Origin of the sequence: Collinsella aerofaciens (genome assembly GCF_901212495.1) — a bacterium.
Classification (GTDB): domain Bacteria; phylum Actinomycetota; class Coriobacteriia; order Coriobacteriales; family Coriobacteriaceae; genus Collinsella; species Collinsella aerofaciens_H.
In genome coordinates this window covers 15,679-39,765 of the sequence record NZ_CAAKNY010000042.1, presented here as the reverse complement: position 1 = coordinate 39,765, position 24,087 = coordinate 15,679, and the positions used below count along the sequence as shown (strand labels likewise).

The following is a 24,087-nucleotide window of genomic DNA, read 5'->3' as shown; positions in this document are numbered from 1 at the left end:
GCTGCCCGCATCAACCGCGGGCAGCACGCCTTCTTCTATTCGAAAAGGAAACTGCGTCCCATAATTCCGGCTCAGAATGGGATGCGCCTTCCCTAACGGGCCTCTCGCGGAAACTGCATCCCACTCTGGGCGCCCATTCCGGGACAGAGTTTCCCAACGGCCCCTGTTTCGGAAACCACATCCCGTTCCGAGCCTTCAAAGCGGGGCGTGGCTTCCCCGAGAGAGTATCGACTACTTACCGTCGTCGTCCTCGGCTTCTTCTCTTGCATAGAGCTCCAGCATGCGGCGGCGGTATTCGCGTACGGCGAGCTTGGCACGCTCCAGGCGACGGCGCTCGCGCGGAGTCAACTTGGACGGGTCAATCTCGTCGCCATAGGTCTTCTCGGCCAGCAAACGGGCAGCGTCCACGATGCGGGCATCGATGCGGCCACTCGCCGCTTCGGCCGAGAGACGGTCGGCAATAGAATCAATCGTAGGCATGCCGTCGAGCGTTCGCCCGTGACCATGCGAGGTCAGCAGTTCGTGCTCGCGTGCGAGCAGGCTCGCCAAATCGTGATGGGCGCGCAGGATGTCGAGCGCATCGGTTGGATGCTCGGCGACCTCTGCCACGGCGGCGACCGGTGCGGCGTCGATCACGCGGTAGAAGAGCTGCGCGAGCAATGGCATCAAGAACACCGTGATGGCACCGGCGGCAACCATGACCGACGCAATTTCTTGCGACAGCGCGCCCGCGTTGACGGCAACGCTTGTCACGGCAACGATGATCGGCAGAGCCGTGGTGCAGTACAGGGCCACGGTAATGCGGCCATACGCCGACACATCGCGCGTCGCGGGACAAATGCTCATAGAGATGAGAATAGGCACGGCACGAATAATCAGCAACGCCACGATAAAGCCCGCGAGCAAGCCCGGGCGCGACGCCACGGCCGTCAGGTCGATCTTTGCGCCCGATACGGTAAAGAACACCGGAATCAAAAAGCCGTAGGCCAGGCCATCGAGCTTGGTCTCGAGCGTATGGTTGCCCTCGGGGATGATATAGCGCAGGACAAAGCCGGCGGCAAAAGAACCCAACACGATGTCGAGGTCAAAGATGGCCGAGAACGCCACGAGCGTGACCAAGATGAGCACCGTCAGGCGCACGAAGGTCTGCGACGTGGTATCGGCACGTTCCTCGACAAACGAAAAGAAGCGGCTGCCGACGCGCCTGGAACGACTTGGGACCACGGCCAGCAGCACGCAGACCACGGCAAACAGGCCAAGAATCACGAGCGTCTGGATGCCGGTGCGGGCAGACAGCAGCACCGACATGGCGAGCACGGGACCGAGCTCGCCCCAAGTGCCATATGCGAGAATCGAGTCGCCAACGCGCGTGCCGGTGAGCGAGCGCTCGCGCAAGATGGGCATGAGCGCTCCAAGCGCCGTCGAGGTCAAGGCGAGCGTCACGGCGATACCGTCGAAATGGCTGACCGAGAACCACGGGGTAAAGCGCACGGCAAGCCAGGCGATACAAAAGGTAACAACCCATGTGGCCATACCGTAGCGCCCCTCGACGCCCGTGATGTTCTTGGGATCGATCTCAAAGCCGGCAAGCAGGAACAAAAATGCCAGACCGAGCTCTGACACGAGCGAGACCTCGGCATCTACATGGACAACGCCGAGCATATGAGGTCCCAGCACCGCGCCGAACACGAGCAAAAAGACCGTTTCGGGAACGGGTTTTCCAGGAATCGCCGAGGCGATGAAGGGGCTTGCAAAGGCCACCAGTGCGATGATGGCAAGTGAAACGAATGCCATGTGATGCCTTTCTCTTGATTGCTCATCACTGTAGCACCCTCACCGTCCTCAACGCGCCACGAGCTGTCGTATCATAGTGAGGTTTACAAACATGTGGCTCAAGGCGACCGCAGGGCAGACCCCGCAAACCGACCGCTGCCGCATACCGTACCGTACGCCCAACCGATCAGGAAGGCAGGAACCAATGGTCTCTCGTATCTACGTGGAGAAGAAACCCGGGTTCGACGTCGAGGCTCAGCAGCTCAAGGGCGAGCTGACCGAGATTCTCGGCATCAAGGGCATCGAGGCCCTGAGGATCATCAACCGCTACGACGTCGAGGGCATCGACGAGGAGCTTTTCCGCTCCTGCGTGCCGACCGTCTTTAGCGAGCCCCAGGTCGATGTGACCTACGACGAGCTCCCCGCACGCGATGGCGCCGTCTTTGCCGTCGAATTCCTGCCTGGCCAGTTTGACCAGCGCGCCGACTCCGCCAGCGAGTGCGTGCAGCTCATCAGCCAGGGCGAGCGCCCCGCCGTGCGCTCCGCCAAGGTCTATATGATCTCGGGCACCCTGGACGAAGCCGCCATCGAGGCCATCAAGCACTACGTGGTGAACCCCGTCGAGGCGCGCATCGCCTCGCTCGACCTGCCCGAGACGCTGTACATGGAGACTCCCGAGCCCCAGCCCGTCGAGGTACTCGACGGCTTCCGCGAGCTCGACGAGGCCGGCCTTGCCGCCTTTATCGCCGATCGCGGTCTTGCCATGGACGAGGCGGACATCGCCTTCTGCCAGCAGTACTTCCGCGATGAGGGCCGCGACCCTACCATCACCGAGATTCGCGTGATCGACACCTACTGGTCCGACCACTGCCGCCACACCACCTTCGGCACCGTCCTGGACGACGTGACGATCGACGACGCCGTGGTTCAGCAAGCCTTCGACCGCTACATGGAGATGCGCCACGAACTCGGCCGCGACGCCAAGCCCGTCTGCCTCATGGACATGGGCACCATCGGCGCCAAGTACCTTAAGAAGACCGGCGTCATGACCGATGTCGACGAATCCGAGGAGATCAACGCCTGCACCGTCAAGGTGAAGGTCGACGTCGATGGCGAGGACCAGGACTGGCTGTTCCTGTTTAAAAACGAGACCCACAACCACCCGACCGAGATCGAGCCCTTCGGCGGTGCCGCCACCTGCGTGGGCGGCGCTATCCGTGACCCGCTCTCGGGCCGCAGCTACGTGTACCAGGCCATGCGCGTCACCGGTGCCGGCGACCCCACCGTCCCGGTTTCCGAGACGCTCGAGGGCAAGCTGCCGCAGCGCAAGCTCGTGACCACTGCCGCCGCCGGCTACTCCAGCTACGGCAACCAGATCGGCCTTGCCACCGGTCAGGTCAACGAGCTCTATCACCCCGGCTACGTGGCCAAGCGCATGGAGGTCGGCGCCGTCGTGGGCGCAACCCCGGCAAACCACGTGCGTCGCGAGTGCCCCGCCCCCACCGACAAGATCATCCTGTTGGGCGGCCGCACCGGCCGTGACGGCATCGGCGGCGCCACCGGCTCCTCCAAGACTCAGAACACCGAGTCCATCGAGACCTCGGGCGCCGAGGTCCAAAAGGGCAACGCCCCGGTCGAGCGCAAGCTGCAGCGTCTGTTCCGCCGCGGCGACGCCTGCCGTCTGATCAAGCGCTGCAATGACTTTGGCGCCGGCGGCGTCTCGGTCGCCGTGGGCGAGCTTGCCGACGGCCTGTACGTGGACCTGGACACCGTGACCAAGAAGTACGACGGTCTTGACGGCACCGAGCTCGCCATCTCCGAGTCCCAGGAGCGCATGGCCTGCGCCGTCGCCGATGGTGACGTCGATGAGTTCATGGGTTACGCCGCCGAGGAGAACCTGGAGGCGACCGTTATCGCCGAGGTTACCGCCGAGCCGCGCATGCGCATGGCCTGGAACGGCGTCGCCATCGTCGACCTGTCCCGCGAGTTCCTCAACTCCAACGGGGCGCCCAAGCACCAGGTCGCCCACGTGTGCGCCCGCAGCGTGTGGCAGCCCAGCTGGGCGGGCTCCACGCTTGCCGAGCGCATGACCTCGCTGGTCACCGACCTCAACGTCGCCTCCAACAAAGGCCTTTCCGAGCGCTTCGACTCCACCATCGGTGCCGCAACCGTGCTTATGCCTTTTGGCGGCAAGACGCAGCTCACCCCCAGCTCGGCCATGGTCGCCAAGTTCCCCGTGGACGGCGAGACCACCACGGCGAGCGCCATGGCATGGGGCTTCAACCCCTACCTGATGGAAGCCGACCAGTTTGCTGGCGCCTACCTGTCCGTGGTCGAGTCCATCGCCAAGCTCGTGGCCGCCGGCTTTGAGCACAAGCACGCCTACCTCTCCTTCCAGGAGTACTTCGAGCGTCTGCGCACCGAGGCCGAGCGCTGGGGCAAGCCCACGGCAGCCGTCCTGGGCGCCCTCATGGCCCAGGTCGACCTGGGCGCCGGCGCCATCGGCGGCAAGGACTCCATGAGCGGCTCGTTTGAGGACGAGGCCGGCGAGCTCAACGTTCCGCCGACTCTGATCAGCTTCGCTGTAGCCGTGGGCCGTGCCGCCCGCGCCGTCTCCCCTGAGTTCAAGGGCCTCACGCACCGCGTCGTCCGCATCGCTCCCGCCACCTACGGCGAGGACTACCGTCCCGATGCCCAGCAGCTGCTTGCCGCGTTTGACGCCGTCGAGGCGCTCACTGCCACCGGCGACGCCCTGGCCGTCTCTACGCCTGGCTACGGCTGCGGCGCCGAGAGCCTCTTTAAGATGTGCGTCGGCAACCAGATCGGCATCGAGCTTGCCGAGGACGTGGACGTGGAGAGCCTCTTCACCCCGCTCTACGGCAGCTTTATCGTCGAGCTCGCCGAGGGCGCCGAGCTGCCCGAGGTCGCCGACGGCGTTGTCGTCGAGCCCCTGGGCACCACCGTCGAGGGCTATGTCATCGATACCGGCTCCGAGGTCATCGAGCTCGCCGAGCTTCAGGAGGCCTGGGAGAGCGGCATCGAGGGCGTCTTCGCCTACCGCAGCGCCGGCGAGACCCCCGAGGTCGAGACCGTCGACTTCCGTGCCAAGGATATCCACGTGTACGGCGGCGCCAAGATCGCCCGCCCGCGCGTGATCATCCCCGTGTTCCCCGGCAACAACTGCGAGTACGACAGCGCCCGCGCCTTCCGCGCCGCCGGCGCCGAGGCCGACACCTTCGTGATCAACAACCTCACGCCCGAGGCCGTCGCCGAGAGCACCCACGAGCTTGCCCGCCGCATCCGTGCAAGCCAGATCGTCATGATCCCCGGCGGCTTCTCGGGCGGTGACGAGCCCGACGGCTCCGCCAAGTTCATCACGGCGTTCTTCCGCGCTCCCGAGGTCACCGAGGCAGTCCACGACCTGCTCAAGGCCCGCGACGGCCTGATGCTGGGCATCTGCAACGGCTTCCAGGCCCTGGTCAAGCTCGGCCTGGTGCCCTACGGTGACATCGTCGACGCCACGCCCGATGCGCCCACGCTGACGTTCAACACCATCGGTCGCCATCAGAGCCGCCTGGTGCGCACCCGCATCTCGTCCAACCTGTCCCCGTGGCTTTCGCAGTGCAGTCTGGACGACCCCTTCACCGTCGCCATCAGCCACGGCGAGGGCCGCTTTGTCGCCAACGACGGGGTACTCGCCCAGCTTATCGCCAACGGCCAGGTCGCCACGCAGTACGTGGGCGAGGACGGCAAGCCCAGCATGGATCTTTCCGTCAACCCCAACGGCTCCGCACTCGCCATCGAGGGCATCACGAGCCCCGACGGCCGCGTCCTGGGCAAGATGGGTCATGCCGAGCGCCGCGGCGACAACCTGTACCGCAACGTGCCCGAGCATGTCCCCGGCGATAAATTCATGCCAATCTTTGAGAGCGGCGTAGCCTACTTCGCCTAAACCTATCCCATCGGGTACAATCCCCTCGGGTAACAACACCCGCCACCGGCACGCCCGGTGGCGGGTTCTTTTTTGCTTCGCGCATACCGGAAGGACATCATGGAAAGCCGCAAGCCTTATCTCGCAACCCTGCCCGGGCTCATCCTGGGCTGCCTTGTTTGCTGTGCACTCTGGGGGTCGGCCTTCCCCTGCATCAAAATCGGCTACGCACTCTTTGGTATCCCGGCGCACGATAGCACCTCGCAGCTGCTCTTTGCGGGCCTGCGCTTCACCCTTGCCGGCATGCTGGTCATTGTTGGCATGAGCGCGGCCCAGCACCGCCCGCTCGTCCCACAGGTACGCGACATCAAGCCCATCTGTATCCTGTCGCTCTTCCAGACTATCGGGCAGTACTTCTTTTTCTACCTGGGACTCTCGCGCGCCAGCGCTATGTCGAGCTCCATCATCGAGGCCAGCGCCAACTTCCTAGCCATCCTCTTTGCCGCCCTGGCGTTTCGCACCGAGAAACTCGATGTGGCCAAGGTGCTCGGCTGCGTGCTGGGCTTTGCCGGTGTCGCGCTCGTCAACCTTTCGGGCACGAATGGCACCTTTGGCTTTACGCTCGACGGTGAGGGCTTTATCTTGGCTTCCACCGTTGCGGGCGCCCTTTCGACCTGCCTGATCGGCATCTTCTCGCGCGAGCACGACGGCGTCTTGCTCGCCGGGTGGCAGTTCTTGGTCGGCGGCCTGGTCCTTACCGCCGTCGGATTTTTGATGGGCGGCGTGCTCTCCCCCACCGCGATCATCCCCGCCATCGCGCTCATCATGTATATGGCACTCATTTCCGCCGTCGCGTACTCGCTATGGTCGCGTCTGCTTGCCGTCAACCCCGTCAGCCGCGTTTCGGTCTTTGGCTTTATGAACCCGGTCTTTGGTGTACTGCTGAGCGCGCTGTTGCTCGGCGAGGGCACCGGGACGAGCCCCGTTACCGTCATCGTTGCCCTGCTGTTGGTCTGCGGCGGCATCATCATCGTCAACAAACCCAAAAAAGCCTAGCGAGCTCACCTTTTTAGAGAGGGTGTCGTACACTTTAGCTTAATGGAGTACATCGGTGAGCTGAGGGCCGCCACGCACGTCAACGGCGCTTTTTTCTAGCGTATCTGGACGCCGGCTTGCTTCTTTTCGCGCTTTACGCGGTAGAGCTCCGCGTCGGCAGCGCGAAGCAAGTCTTGCCAGGAATCGACGTCATCACCAACCCGTGCATAGCCGATGGACATCCGCAACAGATACGGAACCTCGGCGCGCGCGAGCTCGTCGTTGATTGTCGCGCACAGATGCATGATATCCTGCTCCGTCGTCGCCTTTTGAAGTACCACGAACTCATCGCCGCCATAACGTGCGATAAAGCCACCAGACGCCGAGCAGACTTCTTTGAGCGCAGCGGATATGACCTGGAGGGCATGGTCGCCCTCCACATGTCCATAGCGATCGTTAATCTGCTTAAAGCCGTCGGCGTCCATCATAAGCAGATACACATCTTCGGCCTGATCCACATTTGAGAAGGTCGACAGCATGTAGGTTTCAAAACGATTGCGATTGTTGAGGCCAGTCAACGGGTCGGTCGAGATTAGCTGCTCCTGGTAGATGATGTAGAGCGATAACATGCTAATCATTATGCCGACACAAAGGCCGGGCACCGAGTATACGACCTGAAGGGTACCGCCCACCAGGGCCGGAATGGCGAAGAATGCCAGAGTTCGATAAATGGCCTTCTTTCGCAGGCTTTCAACCCGTAGGGAATGCACAAAAGCGTGTAAGGACGTATATATGACGTAGCAGTAGCTCACGATAGGCTGAATCATATAGGCGACACCGCGGCGGTACACGCCACGGGCATCGATGTAGAACAGGGCGTGCGTCCAGTAACTGGCAAACGCCAGCACGACCACCAAAGCCGTAGGCAACGTTACAAGCAGCACCCTATAGCGCGAGGTCAAAAGGCGAGAACCCTGCACCGTCTCGGAATAGATAAACCAAATGAGACACACGATGGCAAAGAGCGAAAACGAAACCGCGTTGGAAATCCAGTTGACGGCAATGCCCAACGTGCCGTCCACGCCATCCGAAAGCGTCCAGATCATATCGAATGATATGTACGCGGCAGAGGTGTAGCCAAGCATGCTAAACAACAGCTGCTGGGTGCTCGAGAACAAGGAGCGACGACTTCGCACGGCAAGCCCGATAAGAACAATCGTGCATAGCAGGAATATCTCAATCTTGAGCGCCTTAACCACTAGACGCCATCCCTTCAATATCCAAGTGGTCAGAATCTCCCGATTCGAGTCTGAGCAACAAACGCCCCCTAATCCGCAGGGGTAAAGGGAATAATAGCAGAGCGCCCGAACGTCACTGCAAGACAGCTTTCGTTCGGGCGCTCAAACGGCGTGAATTGCACGCCGGCATCGTTGATTGGTAGCGCTTACTACTCGCCATCGATGTCGGTCGCGACGGCCTCCTCGATGGCCTCGACACCGGCAGGCGACAGATCCTCCTTGCCCTGGCAAAACTTCTTGTCGACCCAGCCGGTCAGAATCGGAGCCATGATTGCCGTGATGATAACGGCGGTGGCGATCTGGGCGTACGCGGTGGGCGCAAGCTCGGCGTAGCGCGGTGCAACCTCGGCGAGGGCAACCGGTGTGGTCATGGCCGTGCCAGCAATAGTAGAGCAAGCCACGGCCGCCTTACCGTTGCCGCCGCACAGGCGTTCGAACGCAAAGGTGATAGGACCGACGACAAACAGCGTGATAAGGCCCAGCAAGATGCCGGAAATACCGCCGGTGATAAAGCTCGACAGGCTCATGGAGGCACCGAGCTGAAAACCGATGACAGCGATCGCGGGATTGGCGCCGGGAACCAGCAGGTTTTTGATAAACGGGAACAAGTTGCCCAGGACCATGCCGATAACAAGCGGCAGGATGGATCCGATGATAGTGCCGACGGGGATATTAGCGAGACCCGAGACACCGAGAATGATCATGGTGACGGCGGGGCCGGCCGTAAAGAACAGGATACCGACGGCGCCCTGCTCGGACTCATCGCCGAACTCGCCCATGATGCCCGTGTAGAGCGCCATGTTGCAAAACGTGATGCCACCGATGATAGACACGGAGCTCAGGCCCAGGAAGTTGTCGTTAAAGAAATATGCCACACCCAAGCCAAGGGCAGCCGCAACAACAAGCTTGGGGATCAGCACGACGATACCGGTCTTGATGGCGCCCGGCGTGGACTTAAAGCTGATGCCGGCGCCCACAAACAGCAGGATCGCGGCGACGATGGTATTGGAACCGCCGCGGCAGGCTGCGGTAAAGAAGCCGCCGATCTCAAAGACCTGCGGACAGAAAGTGTTGAGCAAAAGGCCAACGATCATGGGATAGATCATGATGTCGCCCGGGATACGCGGGACTTTGAATTTCTTTTGCTCGTTGGCGGTTGCTTCCTGTGCCATGAAACCCCCATTTCCGTTGACGGGGCACAAAAGCCCATGTCACACTTTGCTACAGTAAAGTCTGAACATGGTACCAGAAGAAGCAGACCGCCTCGGTGAGAAATTCGACAAGTTCGAATGGAACGAGATTCGGCGTCCGCGGCGCCACCCCTCTATAGAGCGCGAAACGGGGGGATATAGCAGCGACGCTTGCGACGATCGATGCCGCCGGTACGTGCGCCAGCCACCGAGTTCGCCTACAATTGCCACCGGATCGAAAGACACAACTTTTTAGGAAGTCATTATGACAGCTATCGATCGGGGCCGGGCGACCGCGGCCTTCAAACGCTATACCGATGCCTACGATGCCGCCAATCCGCGCATCGCACTCAAGATCGAACATACCTATCACGTAGCGGAAGCGTGCGATACCGTGGCGCGTGAGCAGGGCTGGTCGACAGAGGATATTGACCTGGCCTGGCTTTGCGGCCTGTTACACGATATGGGACGCTTTGAACAGCTGCGGCGCTGGGACACCTTTAAGGACGCCGAGAGTATGAGCCATGCAGCGTTGGGCGTCGGGGTCCTCTTTGGCGAGAACCCCGACGACGCGCCCGCAACAACAAGCATCCGAGATTTTATCGAGGCCGACGAGCACGACGAGCTCATCCGAGCGAGCATCGCCTACCACAGCGACTTTCGCCTGCCGGCACAACTCGACGAGCGCACACGGAGCTTCTGCGATATCGTGCGCGATGGTGACAAGATCGACATTATGCGCACCATCGCCGACAGCACCGTCGACACCATCCTCAAGGTGGACGAGAAGACGTTTCTCGGCAGTCGTTTCTCGTCGCCGACACTTGCCGCCTTTGATGAGCACCGCTGCGTCGCACGCGATGAACGCGACGAGCCCGCAGACTACCTGGTGGGTCTCATCTGCTTTATGTTTGAGCTCGTCTATCCAGCAAGCCGCGCGCTGGCGCGCGCGCAGGGCGATATCTACCGCCTGCTCGACGCGCCCTTTGGCATTGCGCGGCCCTTTACCGACCCCGCCACGCAAGCGACCTGGAAGCGCCTAAAGGACGAGATGCGCGACTGGCTGGCGCGCGCCTAGCGCTCAAGTTGGGCCAGCAGCTCATCGACGACCTCGACGGCATCACCGACAACCTTGTACTGGGCAGCACCAAAGATGGGGGCATCCGGGTCCTCGTTGATGGCGATAATGCACTCCGCCCCACCGATGCCGGCAAGATGCTGGATGGCGCCCGAAACACCGATACTCACGAGAAGCTTGGGCGAAACCGATACGCCCGTCTGGCCAATCTGATGGCGATACTCCAACCAGCCGGCCTCCACGACAGGTCGCGTGCAGCCAAGCTCGGCTCCCAGGGCCTCGGCGAGCCTTCGCATCAGCGGCAGGTTTTTCTTGGAACCAATGCCGCGACCCACCACGACCAGGCGCTCGGCATCGGCGATCGAAGCCTGCTGTCCCCACTCCTCGGCGGGAATCGAGATCTCGACACGAGCCTGAGCATCATCCGCAAGTGATATCTGGGCGATCATGCCGGAGCGGCTATAGTCAAAGTCGGGCGCCTTAAAGATGCCGGGACGCACCGTTGCCATCTGGGGACGATGGTTGGGGCAGACGATGGTGGCCATCAGGTTGCCGCCAAACGCCGGACGCGTCTGTTGCAGCAGCCCCGTCTCCGTATCCATCGAAAGTACGGTGCAGTCGGCCGTAAGGCCCGTCTGCAAACGCACGGCAACGCCAGGCGCCAGTTCGCGGCCAAAGGCGGTCGCACCGTACAAAATGGCCTCGGGCTTGCGCTCTGCCACCAAATCGCAAATCAGCCGGGCGTAGACCTCCGCATCGTTCTGACGCAGACGCTCGTCGCGACAGACTAGGACCTCGTCTGCACCGGCGCAAACCAAATGCTCCAGGTCACCGAGAGAACCCTCGGTGCCCATGCCGACCAGTGCGACCAAACGACAGCCGCGCGCATCGGCAAGCTCGCGGCCCTTTCCCATGAGCTCATAGGCAACGGGAGTCACCGTATCGTGCTCGTCGGTCTGCACGAAGACCCAAATGTCTCGATATGCATCAAGGTCTGCCGCGACGGCGGCCTCGTCACGCTCGATCGAGATGGCGCTGACGGGACAGGCGTCGACGCACCCGCCGCATAGGATGCAGCCGTCGGTTACGCGGGCGCAACGGTTGGGCCGATCGCCTTCCACGACGATGCCGCCCGAGGCACAGGCGCGAACGCAGCGACCGCAGCCGATACAGGCTTCGCTATCGATAATCAGTCCGCTCATCTATGCCATCCCCTCGATAATCTTGGCAAGTTTTGCCGCCTGCTCGGACGCCGTTCCGCCAACGGCCTCGCACGTTTGGTCGCGGTCGGGCACAAACGATCGCACGACCTGCGTCGGCGAGCCGGCAAGGCCGCAGCGCGCGGGGTCGGCATGCACGTCGGCAGCGCTGACCACGCGCACGTCCGCCTCCTCGGCCGCACGAATACCGGCAATGCTCGGCATGCGCAGTTGGCCAATCTCCTTTGCGGTCGTCATCGCGCACGGCATCTCAAGATAGACCGTCTCTTCACCGGCATCGCAGCCGTGAACAAGCGCCAGTGAACCACAGTTCGCAAAGCCCGCGCTCTGCACGCAGCTCACGTCGGTCACACAGGGAATCTCGAAGGCACCGGCAAGCTCGGGCCCGATTTGCGCCGTATCGCCGTCCACCGCCATCTTGCCGCAGATGAGCAGGTCGAAGTCCTCGTCGAGCGCCTCGATGCCGCACTTGAGGGCATAGGTGGTTGCCAGGGTATCGGCACCTGCAAAGGCGCGATCGGTTAGCAGCAGTGCGTCATCAGCACCTCGGGCGATGCAGTCGCGCAATAGCGATTCAGTCGCGGGGATGCCCATCGACACCACCGTTACGCGCACGTCCATGCCAAAGCCGATAAAGTCGTCCTTCAGCGCCAGCGCGCATTCCAAAGCGCTCGCGTCAAAGGGATTAATGACCGCCTGCTTGCCATCGCGCACGATGGTATTGGTCTTGGGGTCCATCTTGACCTCGGTGCTGCCCGGCACCGCCTTGACGCACACCACCATATGGAAATCGCTCATCTTCACGCGCCCCCTTTCTGGACGAGCTCATCCAAGAGCTTCTCCGAAAACAGGTTACCGCGACCCAGCTGCCCGGCAGGATCGAGCTGGAGCTTGAGCCGCGCCGACTCGACCATGGCCTCGTGACCGTACATCGTCTCCAAGAAGCCCGCCTTGATCTTGCCGACGCCGTGTTCGGCGGAGACGGCGCCGCCCATGGCCGTGACCTCGGAAGCCCACTGGGCAAAGAGTTCTCCGCCGCAGCGGTAATCCTGCGCATCGCGCGGCAGGATGTTTACATGCAGATGGTTGTTTCCGATGTGTCCCCAGGCGGCAGACTCAAGCCCGCTTTCGGCCAGCGTGCGACGATAGAGCGCAACGACATCGGCCAGACGCGCGTTGGGCACCGACATGTCGGACCCCAGCTTGGTGATGGTGGGATCCGTGCGGCGACGCTCGTCGATGAGCATGTTGACGCTCTCGGGCACCGCATGGCGGAAGAATCGCTGACACTCGCGATCGACCTCGGTGCGCGCGACCCATGTCGCATCGTCGCTGCCGCCCGCAAGCTCTAGCACCCACCCCAAGTGATACAGCTCCTCAGTCGCCTGGGCTTCGTCATCGCAGTCGAGCTCCACGTAGACACAGACCTTGGCGTCTTTGTCGAGCGCCGGCAGCGAGGCAAACGCGGTCGACTGCTCACGCTGACGACGCAGGATATCCAGGGCGCCCGCATCGAAATATTCGATGGCAGCCGCGTGGGACAGGACGGGACGCACAGAATCGGTGAAGGACACGGCCTTGTCTTCGCTATCAAAGAAGCAGCTCACGCCCCAAACGACCGCAGGTGCCGCCTGCAGGGCAATCTCGAGCTCGGTGATGACGCCGAGTGTGCCACACGCACCGATAAACAGATCGATGGCATCCATATCGTCAGCAACGAAATAGCCCGAAGCATTTTTGGTCCTTGGCATGGTGTAGCCGGGAAGGTCGAGCTCGAGCGTGCGGCCCTGCACCGTGACGAGCGAAAGGCGACGACCCTGTGCAAAAACCTCGCCACGGTGAAGCTCGAGCAGGTCGCCATCGGTCAGCACGACATGAAGACCCGTGACGTGAGGACGCATGGGGCCGTAAGCGTAGCTACGGGCGCCGGAAGCGTTGCATGCCGCCATACCACCCAGGCAGGCAGATGCCTCGGTGGGATCGGTAGGAAAGAATTGCTCGGGAGCTTCCTGGAACTCCTCGTAGGCCTCAAGCGATGCCTGGTCCCAGCCGGCAGTCGGCAGCACTTTCTTGCCCAGTTGCTTGCGCAGCTCAGACAGCACGACGCCGGGCGCCACACGCAAAAAAAAGCGGCCCTGCTCATCGCGGCGAATGCCTAGGTAGCGATTCATGCGGGAAGTATTGAGAATGTGACCGCCATGAGGCACGGCGCCGGCGGCAAGACCGGTCCGGGCGCCCTGAACCGTCACCGGGACACGCTCGGCATGGAGCTTTTTCAAAATGGCGCGGGCCTCGTCCTCCGTTGTCGGAAACGAGATGCTCGAGGCCTCGCCCGATGCGCGAGACTCATCGCGGCCATACTCTTCGAACTCGTCGGTGAAGGGTTTGATAGTTGCAGACACGCGAACTCCCCCTTTAGCTAACTACAGTGTTTGCAGGGAAATGTTACCGCATCGTTTCGTCGACGTGTTCGAAACCGTCTCCATAATTGACGATTTTTACGTTTGTGCAATTCGGCGAGCGGCAATGTTTCCTCGGCAGACGATGCTTTTGACACATGTCGCTTTACCGCCGGCGACCACGCAATTGTCGCTCGAAAAAAGTTGAAGTAATTTTTACCATCTTTTACCTGCGGAGATGTCAATCCGTCAAGCATTTGGTCAGGAATTGGTCAAGTAGTGACTGATACGGTCGGCATCAACAGCCAAAGCCAATGGAAGTTTTGGCCCCAGAAGCAGGGAGGTTCCCATGGCATATTACTGGCCCCAGTACGGCGTCGCCATCGAGGTCGACGACGATCCCTATCTCCTGCCTTTCGACGAAGAGGCATTCCCCGATACGGCGGTCTACCACGTCACCACCGATGTTATCTGCGACCCCGAGTCGTTCTCGGCGCTCGCCCACCACATCGCGCGTACCCACAACATCGAGCTCCCTCACGACTTCGACGAGCTCATCTACTCGCGCCGCCTGATGCTTCACATGCTCTTTGGAGCGGACCCGTCCACGTTCGCACGCATCTACACCACCAAGGACGCCGCATGAGTGCGAAGAAGCCGCCCCGCCTTGCAGGGCTGGGGCGTCGCAAGAAACTCGTCGTTGTCTGCCTGGCTATCGTCTGCGCCCTCATCGCCGTAGGGCTATACGCCTGGCAGTCGCAGCCCGTGCCCGAAGCGGGCGCCTCAGTCACGACGGCAGAGGGTAAATCGCGCCAAGAAATCCAGGATGAGCTCGACGCCGTCGTCCGCGACAACATGATGACGATCTCGGTCGCGCCGGTCGCACAGTTACAGGAAGGCGGCAAGTTGCGCGTCAACGTGCAAAACGTCCAAGACAACAAGTTTCCCCAGCGCTTCCGCGTGATTCAAAACGACGAGACCATCTATGAGTCCGGTGTGGTCGAAGCCGGCAAGACGGTTGCGACCTGCCCCGCCGGCGATATCCAAGAAGGCGAGGCATATATCGAGATTCAGGCACTCGATGCCAAGACCTACGACACCCACGGCAATCCGACGCGCGTCAAAGTGCGCGTGACCCAGGCAGAAGGCTAGTGGCCGACGCACTCGCAGGGGCAGCACCCTGCCCCCATTCGTACAACCATCACGGAAACAGTCCGTGACGAGCAGAAAGGATCAATGATGAACACACCCATGAACCTGAGCGGAGCCAGGGCGCTCGCCGTGGGCGCAGGGCTTACGCTCGCACTTGCGATGGGCGCCGCGCCAACGGCGGCCATGGCGGAGGTGCGCGCTGGAACCACCGATGTGACGGTGAAGGCCGACATTAGCAATGTTTCGTTTAAGGCGCCAACGGTCATCCCCTTTGCCGCCAAAGCCGACGGAACGCTTGTAGGGCCCTCCGACAAGACGATTACCATCGACAACCTCTCGGCATATGGCATCCACGTCACCAACATGAAGGTCACGGCCAAGAACGACTGGACAATCGTTGCAGACGCAAAGACGGGCTCGGCCCAGAACTCCATCGATTTTAAGGTTGGCCCCGATAAGGCGGAAAAGGATGCCAGCTCGGCGACTCAGACTACGGGCCTCGATCTTTCCAAAGACGCAAGCTTCGACATGAAATACAAGGACATTGCCGACGGAACGGACAAAATCAAGCTCAATGTGAGTGGCCACGTCGCCCGCGTCACGCGTGACATCTACCGCGCTACCGGTACGGGAGATCAAGTGGCAAGCATCACCTGGACGGTCGAGCCCGGTGCGCACGCCACGTCCTAAGGCGATTGCACTGGCTGCCATCGTCGGCATCCTGGCGTCCGCACCTGCCATGGCCTTTGCTCAACAAGAGCAAGCGCAGGCGGCCACAGAAGTGACCGTCGACCTTTCGGGCCTTAATCGCGGCAGCCGTCGCGAGCCGCTCGCTCAGACGAGCGACACCCGGCAACTCATTGCGGTAGGCGTCGCCACGGTGGGAGCAGGACTGACGTGCCTTGGCCTGCACATCAAACGCAACCAATAGCCGAGCACAACCGGAGTACGCGGAATAGATAGGAGAACCATGGCACCCAAAAACCTTTTGCCCGTTGCCGCGCTCTGCAGCGCACTGGTGGGCGGTACGCCTCTCGCCACTTGGGCGATGCCCGCCACGGCAAACTCCTCACCGCAAGCTCTGAACCCCGTGGCGAATTCGTCGGGTATCGTCGCCTGCCAACAATTTTCGCTCGCACACGCCACGGTCCGAACCTCGGGATGCCTTCACCGCAATACGGTCGACTCGATAGTCGTGGATATCAAGCGACCGGGCAAGGAGAACGGCCCCCAGACAGGTTGCGCCATCTGCACATGGAAATCGGCTGCAGTCGACGCCGATGGCGACCCATGCGACTTAGAGCTGCGCATCGATATTGCCTCGGTCGATGACTCGGCGAACGGGGCGAAGGTCATCTTCGACAGCGCCGCCCATGAAGAAGGAGGGGGTGTATGCCTGGGCTGCGTTCCCTCGAATGTCGATGGCGCGCAGCCCATCATCTCCTTTACGGCATCGCTGCGACTGACCAAGGCGGACACCGAAGCCATCGCAACGGGAGATGCGCCTTTGCTGTTCTACGCTGGCGACGCGGACGACCAAGAGGCTCAAAGCACCAGACAGAAGGGCTCGCTTAACCTCACGCGCGGATCAGAACCCGCCCCCATCAATATCGATACCCAGGCGCAAGGCGTGCAGCGCATTCTCGCCGATCCGGCGCTGCTCCAAATGACATGGCACGGAGTGGGGTCCGTCGGGATTGCTGCTCCCATATCGAGCGATAATGACAAATCCCCCAAAGACGAGGTCGCAGACGCACCGGCACATGTTGACGAACATGTTGACGATGCAGACGACGCATCATCAGAAGACAACGCTGCGGCTCCCCTCGAGAAGCCAGGCGGCACCGACACCGAACGAGGCGATCCCCAACCGAAAGACGTCCTGGACTTTGCCGCTCCCCCAGATGTCGACGAAGGCAACTGTTGCATGATGGTCGCGCTCGACCACACGGAAACCGTCGACGCCGCAAGCATTGAGCCAGTCGCTGCCGGTGCGCCCCGCCGCAAAAATGTCCTCATCACATTCCCCAATACCGTCGAGCTCGTCTTTTTGCCTTCGGGTGAAGTCATCGCGCCTACGGCACTTACAGCAGTGGGAGCAAGGAGCGCATCGAACGATATCCAAGCTATCTCGGCACTTGATGCCGCAACGACCGCCAAGTTACACCTTTATTCCGTTGCAGCAGACGGAACGCGAATCGAAGAATTCGACGGGACCAAGCTTTTGGTTCCTCGTCGCATCGGTATCCAAGAAGACTTCCCCTATCAAATGGAACTTGAAGGGTTCGATCGTGCACGAGATGCCGACATCATTGCCGCAGCCATCGACTCCCCGCAGCACCTCATGACGCTGCGCTTCGACTTTTGCCCCATCCTGTCCTAAACCGCTAACCGCCGCTTGGCTCGGATACTGAGCGCTCCCCTCCCCGTTCTGCTACGATTGCCGCGTTGACATCGAGTACAGGAGGGTTCATGCCGGGTTTAGGGACGATCATCAACGTCGTACTTTTGATCGCGGGCGGTCTGCTGGGCCTCATGGGTGGGCGCTTCATTACGCCCCGCATCCAAGACACGCTCATGAAGGCGTCGGGGTTGTGCGTTCTGTTTATCGGCCTAGGCGGCACCATGCAAAAGATGCTCGTTATCGATGGCGAGGCGTTGGCGACCACCGGCACCACCATGCTTATCGTCTCATTTGCCCTCGGTTCGCTCATCGGCGAGGCCATCAACCTGGAGGCCGCCATCGAGAACCTCGGCGAATGGCTCAAGCGCAAAACCGGCAGCGAAGGCGACAACGAGTTCACCAACGCCTTTGTCTCGGCATCGCTCACCGTGTGTATCGGCGCCATGGCCATCGTAGGGTCGATTCAGGACGGTCTGCTCGGCGACTGGTCCACACTTGCCCTGAAGGGCGCGCTGGACTGCATCATCGTCTGCACCATGACGGCCTCGCTTGGCCGCGGCTGCATCTTCTCGGCCCTGCCCGTTGCCGTATTCCAGGGCACGATCACGCTTTTTGCCGGCGCACTCTCCCCCATCATGACCACCGCGGCCCTCGACAGCCTTTCGCTTGTGGGCTCCATGCTCATCTTCTGTGTTGGCGTTAACCTTATTCGACCTCAGACCTTCCGCACGGCCAACATGCTCCCCTCCGTCGTCGTGGCGGTCATCTACGCCCTCCTGTTCTAACCCCTCGGTAGATTTTTGGGACATGCTTTAAAATCTATCTTTCGCCAGTGCCCCAAAGGCCAACCCGCCTACAGGTAGATTTCTGGGCATGTCCCAAAAATCTATCTGAGAGCGGTATCTCGAACACCTGTTTGATGCTGTGCTATGATATGAGGTCACCGACACCATATAGGGAGAGGAGAGGGCGGTGGCCGACCAGGACGTCAAGATGCTCATCGAGCGCATTATGGCCGAGGCCCGGACCCATCAGCCCGCCCGCTTCTCAAACGAAATCTATGCTGACGAGCCGATTCTCAAGACCGGTCGTCAGATGCAGAATTTCCTCCCCGACCAGTACCGCAAGATGCGCGAGATATCACGCTGGCAAGATGATCCCAAAGGCGGCGCGGGACGTTGGCTATCGGAGGCGGAGCTCTTTTACCGCCAAGGCCTGCTGATGGCCGACTTTGAGGACGACTGTCCCTACAACGGCACCTTTAAGTCGTACTTTCCCACCTACAACGCCATGAGCGACCGGCAGCTGCGCGGCTACTTTACCTGGCGTGCCCAAGTGCGCCGCGGAACCGTCGAGGAGACGTCTACGTCCTTTGCCTTTCTGTATCTCTATGAGCTGATTTGCGGCATTGGGGTAGATGACCCGCTCGATGGTTTTAACAAGATCAAGGCCTTTTGGGATGCCTACCGCGCCTTTGAGCCCGGCATCGACCGGTTTGCACGCGTGTGGTTGCAGGACTACGCCGTGTTCCACGGGCTTGACCCCAAGCTGCTTCGTGATTCTAAAACCGTCATGTTCGACAACGCCCTTATCGAGCTGCGGCGCGCAGCACGAGACCTCGTACCCGCGCCGGCGCCGTCGGACCTGCCCCCTAAGCGTCGTAAAACCTCCGAGCCCACGCTCCCCCTTCCGCCCGATGAGGCGCATGAGGAGCGGCTCATGGCTGCCATCGACGCCCTCTCCACGTACAACCTGAATAACTCACGGCTCGACCGCAGCCACCACCGCGACCTGCGCCACATGGCATGCGCCGTGTATGTCCGCATGGCGCGCTACTATGACACGCACCGAAAGACCGGCATCGTAGCGAGCTTGTTTGGGAAGGAGACGGCCATGCCCTATACCATGTTTGCCTCGGCCGTATTCTTTGCGCCCGAGCGCCACGAGGATTGCGAATATCGCCTGGACCCCATTCACATCTACCGCTGCCAAAATGGCTTTTGGGAATGCACGCGCATCCACGGTAGTAGGCAAAAGAGCAGCAAGCTCGGTGAGATGATGCGCGCCTGCGACCAACGCCTGCGCCTGGCGCTGGACCCCGCCCATCCCCTTAAGGAAGAAAAGGTCCCCAAATATCTGGCCAAGATTATCGATGACGAGATCGTGGCATGGCTTTCGTGGGACGCCGCACACCAGCCCGTCAAGATCGATATCGATCTGAGCCAGCTGGGGCACATTCGGAGCGCCGCCGCACAAACGCGCGAGGCGCTGTTGATCGACGAGGAGCGCGAGGACGGCGCGTCCGCAGAAGCCGAGGCAGTGGACTCAGGGCAACCGGAAGCCGAGCCCGTAGCCGACGCGATTGTCGAGGCGGTCGCGGCACCCATTCGGCAGGACGAGGCCGACGAGCCGACCATATCCACCGAACAGTTTGGTGTCGTGGCACCGCTTCTCGCGCCGACGCCCGCCTTCGCAGCTGCTGCGCCCGCTGACGCCACGAACGAACTCGCGCCTGCCGCAGACGCCTATCTCCGCGCGCTGCTCGAGCACAACGCAGTACAGGTGGAATCGGCGGTAGTGCAATCGGGGCAGAGCGAGGACATGCTCGTCGATACCATCAACGAGGCGCTCTTTGACCTGGTGGGCGACACCGTTATTGAATTTGGCTCAGCAGGACCGCAGATTATCGAGGACTACGAAGCAGACGTGAGAGGATACCTTGACCATGAGTGATACCGCATCCGCAGCACCCCGCGTGCCCAAGCGCGTCGCTGCCGTCATTCTCAACTCGCTCAAGGGCGGTGTTGTCCCGCGCATTGGCCTTCCCTATATCACCGTGGGGCGAGAGGTCGAGATCCGTGCTCTGCTCACCGATCTGAGCCTCATCGCCGATGGCGGCGCGAGCTTCCGCTTTCTTGTCGGTCGCTACGGCGCCGGCAAGAGCTTTTTGCTCCAGACCATCCGCACGCACGCCATGGGTGAGGGGTTCGTCGTCGCCGATGCCGACCTATCCCCCGAGCGCCGCCTACAGGGCGGCCAGGGACAGGGCCTCGCCACCTACCGCGAGCTCATCCGCAATATATCGACCAAGACGCGCCCCGAGGGCGGTGCGCTCAACCTTATCCTAGATCGCTGGGTCGCCTCGTGTGCCGATGCCGACGAGTCTGCCGTTAATGCCCAACTCGCTCCACTCGAAGAGATGGTCCACGGCTTCGACTTCGCCCGTATGCTCCGCCGCTACCGCACGGCCGTATCCGAGGGCGACGAAGAGGCCATGAGCCGCGTGACCAAATGGATCCGCGGCGAATACCGCACCAAGAGCGAGGCTCGCGCCGAACTGGGCTCCTCAACCATCATCAGCGATGACGACTGGTACGACTACGTTAAGCTCATTGCGCGCTTTTTGGTCTGCAGCGGCTACAAGGGCATGCTGGTGCTCATCGACGAGCTCGTGAATCTGTACAAGATTCCCAACGCCATCACGCGCCAATATAACTACGAGAAGATCCTGACCATGTACAACGACACGCTCCAAGGCAAAGCGCAGTACCTGGGCGTAATCATGGGCGGCACGCCGACCTCTATCGAGGACCGCCGCCGCGGCGTCTTTTCCTACGAGGCCCTTCGGAGCCGTCTCGCTCAGGGCCGTTTTGCGCGCGATGATCTCAAAGACATGCTCGCGCCCATCATCCGCCTGCAGCCGCTCACCTACGAGGAGCTGCTGGTGCTCATCGAAAAGCTCATGCAGATCCATGCCGGCTACTTTGGCTGGACACCCACGCTTACCGAGAACGACCTGGTGGACTTCCTCAAGATTGAGTTTGGCCGCGTGGGGGCAGACACGCACCTGACGCCCCGCGAGGTCATCCGCGACTTTATCGAGCTGCTCGATATCCTATGTCAAAACCCCGACGCCAACGTGGCCGAGTTGCTGCAAGGCGTCGGTGGCGACGCGCTGGCGCCAGCAGCCGCAACAGACGACACCGGCACCGCAGGCGGCGACCGCAACTTCGCCGAATTCACCATCTAACCTACTAAAAAGGGACAGGTTTATTTTGGCAGGTTTCATCTGGGCAAACGCCGATGTTGCAATTCGACGACCCATTGCCCGTTGCGTTTGATAGCCCGTTGTTGAAAGGAGGCCCCGTGAACGCCTTTGACCGCTACGCCCCGTTTATCCAAGACTTCATCTACTCCCACGATTGGGAGAGCTTGCGCTCTATCCAGGTTGCGGCGGCAGATGCCATCTTCAACACGCAGGACAATGTGCTCCTGACGGCATCCACGGCATCTGGCAAAACCGAAGCGGCCTTCTTTCCCATCCTGACCGAGTTTTGGGAGAACCCGCCCGCGAGCGTGGGCGCCCTCTACATTGGCCCCCTCAAGGCGCTCATCAACGACCAATTCGTCCGCCTCAACGACCTGTGCGAAGAAGCCGATATCCCCGTCTGGCACTGGCATGGCGATGTCTCGCAGTCGCACAAGACCAAACTCATCAAAAAACCGAGCGGCATCTTGCAGATTACGCCCGAGTCACTCGAAGCACTCTTAATCCATAAGCACATGGCAATCCCGCGTATGTTTTGCGACCTGCGCTATGTGGTCATCGACGAGGTCCACTCGCTCATGCGCGGTGACCGCGGCGGGCAGACGCTCTGCCTTATCGAACGCCTCTCTCGCATGGCGGGCGTGCGGCCCCGGCGCATCGGCCTTTCGGCCACCATCGGGGACCCGGAACGCACGGGTGCCTTCCTGTCGCAGGGGACGGGACGCGACTGCGTCATCCCCCGCTTTGAGGAGCCGCGCCGCGTGTGGCGTATCTCCATGGAGCACTTCTACAACTCGGGTCCCCAGGCACAGCAGCGAGGATTTGAGGGCATGGGTCCTCAAGAGGCCGAAGTGCTTGCGTGCGAGCGCATCGAAGCAGCAACGCCCACGGCACTGCCCGCCGGCACACAAGACATGAGGCATAGCGGGCAGCTCACGCAGGAGGAACGGCGCCAACGTCGCGAGCAGGCACGGGGCAAGACTGCCCCCAAGGACCGTCGCACTTCCTCAGCCCCCGAGGGCGAAGTCGACATCCCGCAGGCAACCGAACAGGCACTGCTCAACCCCACCGACACCGCACCCGACAACGCTGACCCCGGCATGGGCTACATCTTTGAACATACCCGCGGCCGCAAGTGCCTGGTCTTTGCCAACTCGCGCGAGGAGGCAGAGGCCGTGTGCTCCATGTTGCGCAGCTACTGTGAAAACCGGCACGAGCCAGACCGCTTCCTTATCCATCATGGCAACCTCTCGGCATCGCTACGCGAGACCGCCGAGGAGCTCATGCGCGACGAGGAACAGGCACAGACAACCGTCACCACCTCCACACTAGAGCTCGGCATTGATATCGGCCGCCTGGAGCGCGCGTTCCAGATCGATGCACCGTTTACCGTCAGCTCCTTTTTGCAGCGCATGGGGCGCACAGGCCGTCGCGACCTTCCACCCGAGATGTGGTTTGTCATGCGCGAGGAAGAACCCGAGCCGCGCACGATGATGCCCGAGACCATTCCCTGGAAGCTCCTACAGGGCATCGCGCTCGTTCAACTCTATCGCGAGGAAAAGTGGGTCGAGCCGCCCGAACTCGATCGACTCCCCTACAGTTTGCTCTACCACCAGACTATGTCGACGCTCGCCAGTACCGGCGAGCTCACACCGGCCGAGCTTGCTCAGCGTGTTCTCACGCTCAGCTATTTCCACCGTGTCTCGGCCGATGACTATCGCATACTGCTGCGCCACCTCATCAAGATCGACCATATCCAGGTCACCGAAGGTGGCGGGCTCATCGTGGGTCTCGCGGGAGAGCGCATCATCAACAACTTTAAGTTCTACGCCGTGTTCCAGGAGAACGAGGAGTTTACCGTCCGGAGCGAATCGGCCGAGCTGGGCACGATTGCCAACCCGCCACCACCTGGCGAGCGCATCGCCATCGCGGGCCATTGCTGGATCGTCGAAGAAGTGGACTGGAAGCGACACACCGTCTTTGCCACGCAAGTCAAAGGTCGTGTGCCGGCCTACTTTGGCGACTGCCCCGGCGACATCAATACACACGTACTCGAGCGCATGCGCAAGGCGCTCAACGAGCATGCAGCATATCCGTATCTCATGGGCAACGCACGGGCACGCCTTGCACAGGCTCGTCATACCGCCGAGATTTCGGGCGCGGGAACTAAACCTCTCATTAACCTGGGCGGCGAAACCTGGGTACTCTTCCCCTGGCTGGGCAGCTACGCCTTTTTGGCGCTCGAGCGCATGCTCAAGATTAAATGTGCCGCGGAGCTTGACCTTCGCGGGCTCGATCCGTCGCGTCCGTACTTTATGCAGTTTAAGATGAAGGCCGACGAGGAGACGTTCTTTGAGGTGCTCGCCGCCGAGGCCGAAAAGGACTTCAACCCCATCGAGCTCGTCTATCCCGGCGAGGTGCCTTACTTTGACCGCTACGACGAGTTTGTTCCCGAGGAGCTCGTGCGCAAAGGCTTTGCCGAAGGCGTGCTCGACATCGAGGGTATGAAGCAGCGTGTCCGCAGCTGGCGCGACCACACATAAAACGGGGCCGACTATA

The 24,087-nt window shown here is 61.4% G+C and carries 18 protein-coding genes; 12 read left to right on the top strand and 6 right to left on the bottom strand.

Annotated elements, in window-relative coordinates; all coding sequences use genetic code 11:
• Positions 1-231: 231 nt before the first annotated feature.
• The gene (locus SFLMC1_RS05125; protein WP_154063911.1) at positions 232-1,794 is read right to left on the bottom strand and encodes a cation:proton antiporter; all 1,563 of its coding nucleotides are present in this window, start codon (positions 1,792-1,794) and stop codon (positions 232-234) included.
• A gap of 184 nt (positions 1,795-1,978) precedes the next feature.
• On the opposite strand from SFLMC1_RS05125, the gene SFLMC1_RS05120 reads away from it, so the two are divergent.
• Together SFLMC1_RS05120 and SFLMC1_RS05115 are read left to right on the top strand one after the other, a co-directional pair.
• Entirely contained in the window at positions 1,979-5,725 is a 3,747-nt protein-coding gene (locus tag SFLMC1_RS05120; RefSeq protein WP_152074354.1) for a phosphoribosylformylglycinamidine synthase, read from the top strand.
• 99 nt (positions 5,726-5,824) lie between these two features.
• Positions 5,825-6,760 (top strand): DMT family transporter, encoded by a 936-nt coding sequence (locus SFLMC1_RS05115; RefSeq protein WP_152074353.1) that lies wholly within the window; start codon positions 5,825-5,827, stop codon positions 6,758-6,760.
• Between the two features lie 95 nt (positions 6,761-6,855).
• Here the strand turns inward: SFLMC1_RS05115 and SFLMC1_RS05110 are convergent, their stop codons facing one another.
• Positions 6,856-7,998: a sensor domain-containing diguanylate cyclase gene (locus SFLMC1_RS05110; RefSeq protein WP_152074352.1), complete on the bottom strand. Its 1,143-nt coding sequence runs from the start codon at positions 7,996-7,998 to the stop codon at positions 6,856-6,858.
• A 188-nt stretch (positions 7,999-8,186) separates the two neighbouring features.
• Positions 8,187-9,209, bottom strand: coding sequence for a 2-keto-3-deoxygluconate permease (locus SFLMC1_RS05105; protein WP_152074351.1), 1,023 nt, complete (start codon positions 9,207-9,209; stop codon positions 8,187-8,189).
• Positions 9,210-9,492: 283 nt separating this feature from the next.
• On the opposite strand from SFLMC1_RS05105, the gene SFLMC1_RS05100 reads away from it, so the two are divergent.
• Positions 9,493-10,305: an HD domain-containing protein gene (locus tag SFLMC1_RS05100; protein WP_152074350.1), complete on the top strand. Its 813-nt coding sequence runs from the start codon at positions 9,493-9,495 to the stop codon at positions 10,303-10,305.
• Here SFLMC1_RS05100 and SFLMC1_RS05095 read toward each other — a convergent pair.
• Genes SFLMC1_RS05095 through SFLMC1_RS05085 form a run of 3 tightly spaced genes read right to left on the bottom strand, consistent with a single transcriptional unit; the run spans position 10,302 to position 13,927 of the window.
• Positions 10,302-11,507 carry an electron transfer flavoprotein subunit alpha gene (locus SFLMC1_RS05095; protein ID WP_152074349.1) on the bottom strand — a complete coding sequence of 402 codons (1,206 nt, stop codon included), beginning with the start codon at positions 11,505-11,507 and terminating at the stop codon, positions 10,302-10,304. The genes SFLMC1_RS05100 and SFLMC1_RS05095 overlap by 4 nt on opposite strands.
• Positions 11,508-12,323, bottom strand: a complete 816-nt coding sequence (locus SFLMC1_RS05090) for an electron transfer flavoprotein subunit beta/FixA family protein (RefSeq protein ID WP_152074393.1) — start codon at positions 12,321-12,323, stop codon at positions 11,508-11,510.
• 2 nt (positions 12,324-12,325) lie between these two features.
• Positions 12,326-13,927 carry an FAD-binding oxidoreductase gene (locus SFLMC1_RS05085; protein ID WP_152074348.1) on the bottom strand — a complete coding sequence of 534 codons (1,602 nt, stop codon included), beginning with the start codon at positions 13,925-13,927 and terminating at the stop codon, positions 12,326-12,328.
• A 346-nt stretch (positions 13,928-14,273) separates the two neighbouring features.
• Here SFLMC1_RS05085 and SFLMC1_RS05080 point away from each other — a divergent pair, with 346 nt between their 5' ends.
• From SFLMC1_RS05080 to SFLMC1_RS05040, 9 genes are all read left to right on the top strand, one after another.
• Positions 14,274-14,570: a hypothetical protein gene (locus SFLMC1_RS05080; RefSeq protein ID WP_152074347.1), complete on the top strand. Its 297-nt coding sequence runs from the start codon at positions 14,274-14,276 to the stop codon at positions 14,568-14,570.
• Positions 14,567-15,076, top strand: coding sequence for a hypothetical protein (locus tag SFLMC1_RS05075; protein WP_152074346.1), 510 nt, complete (start codon positions 14,567-14,569; stop codon positions 15,074-15,076). The genes SFLMC1_RS05080 and SFLMC1_RS05075 overlap by 4 nt, the downstream gene beginning before the upstream one ends.
• An 87-nt stretch (positions 15,077-15,163) precedes the next feature.
• Positions 15,164-15,766, top strand: a complete 603-nt coding sequence (locus SFLMC1_RS05070) for a hypothetical protein (protein WP_152074345.1) — start codon at positions 15,164-15,166, stop codon at positions 15,764-15,766.
• The gene (locus tag SFLMC1_RS05065; RefSeq protein ID WP_152074344.1) at positions 15,747-16,007 is read left to right on the top strand and encodes a hypothetical protein; all 261 of its coding nucleotides are present in this window, start codon (positions 15,747-15,749) and stop codon (positions 16,005-16,007) included. The genes SFLMC1_RS05070 and SFLMC1_RS05065 overlap by 20 nt, the downstream gene beginning before the upstream one ends.
• Before the next feature lie 39 nt (positions 16,008-16,046).
• Entirely contained in the window at positions 16,047-17,459 is a 1,413-nt protein-coding gene (locus SFLMC1_RS05060; RefSeq protein ID WP_154063910.1) for a hypothetical protein, read from the top strand.
• Positions 17,460-17,548: 89 nt separating this feature from the next.
• Positions 17,549-18,265 carry a DUF554 domain-containing protein gene (locus tag SFLMC1_RS05055; RefSeq protein WP_152074342.1) on the top strand — a complete coding sequence of 239 codons (717 nt, stop codon included), beginning with the start codon at positions 17,549-17,551 and terminating at the stop codon, positions 18,263-18,265.
• A gap of 187 nt (positions 18,266-18,452) precedes the next feature.
• Positions 18,453-20,213: a TerB N-terminal domain-containing protein gene (locus SFLMC1_RS05050; RefSeq protein WP_261981428.1), complete on the top strand. Its 1,761-nt coding sequence runs from the start codon at positions 18,453-18,455 to the stop codon at positions 20,211-20,213.
• The gene (locus tag SFLMC1_RS05045) at positions 20,206-21,510 is read left to right on the top strand and encodes an ATP-binding protein (protein WP_152074341.1); all 1,305 of its coding nucleotides are present in this window, start codon (positions 20,206-20,208) and stop codon (positions 21,508-21,510) included. The genes SFLMC1_RS05050 and SFLMC1_RS05045 overlap by 8 nt, the downstream gene beginning before the upstream one ends.
• A 116-nt stretch (positions 21,511-21,626) precedes the next feature.
• The gene (locus tag SFLMC1_RS05040) at positions 21,627-24,071 is read left to right on the top strand and encodes a DEAD/DEAH box helicase (protein ID WP_152074340.1); all 2,445 of its coding nucleotides are present in this window, start codon (positions 21,627-21,629) and stop codon (positions 24,069-24,071) included.
• Positions 24,072-24,087 lie beyond the last annotated feature (16 nt).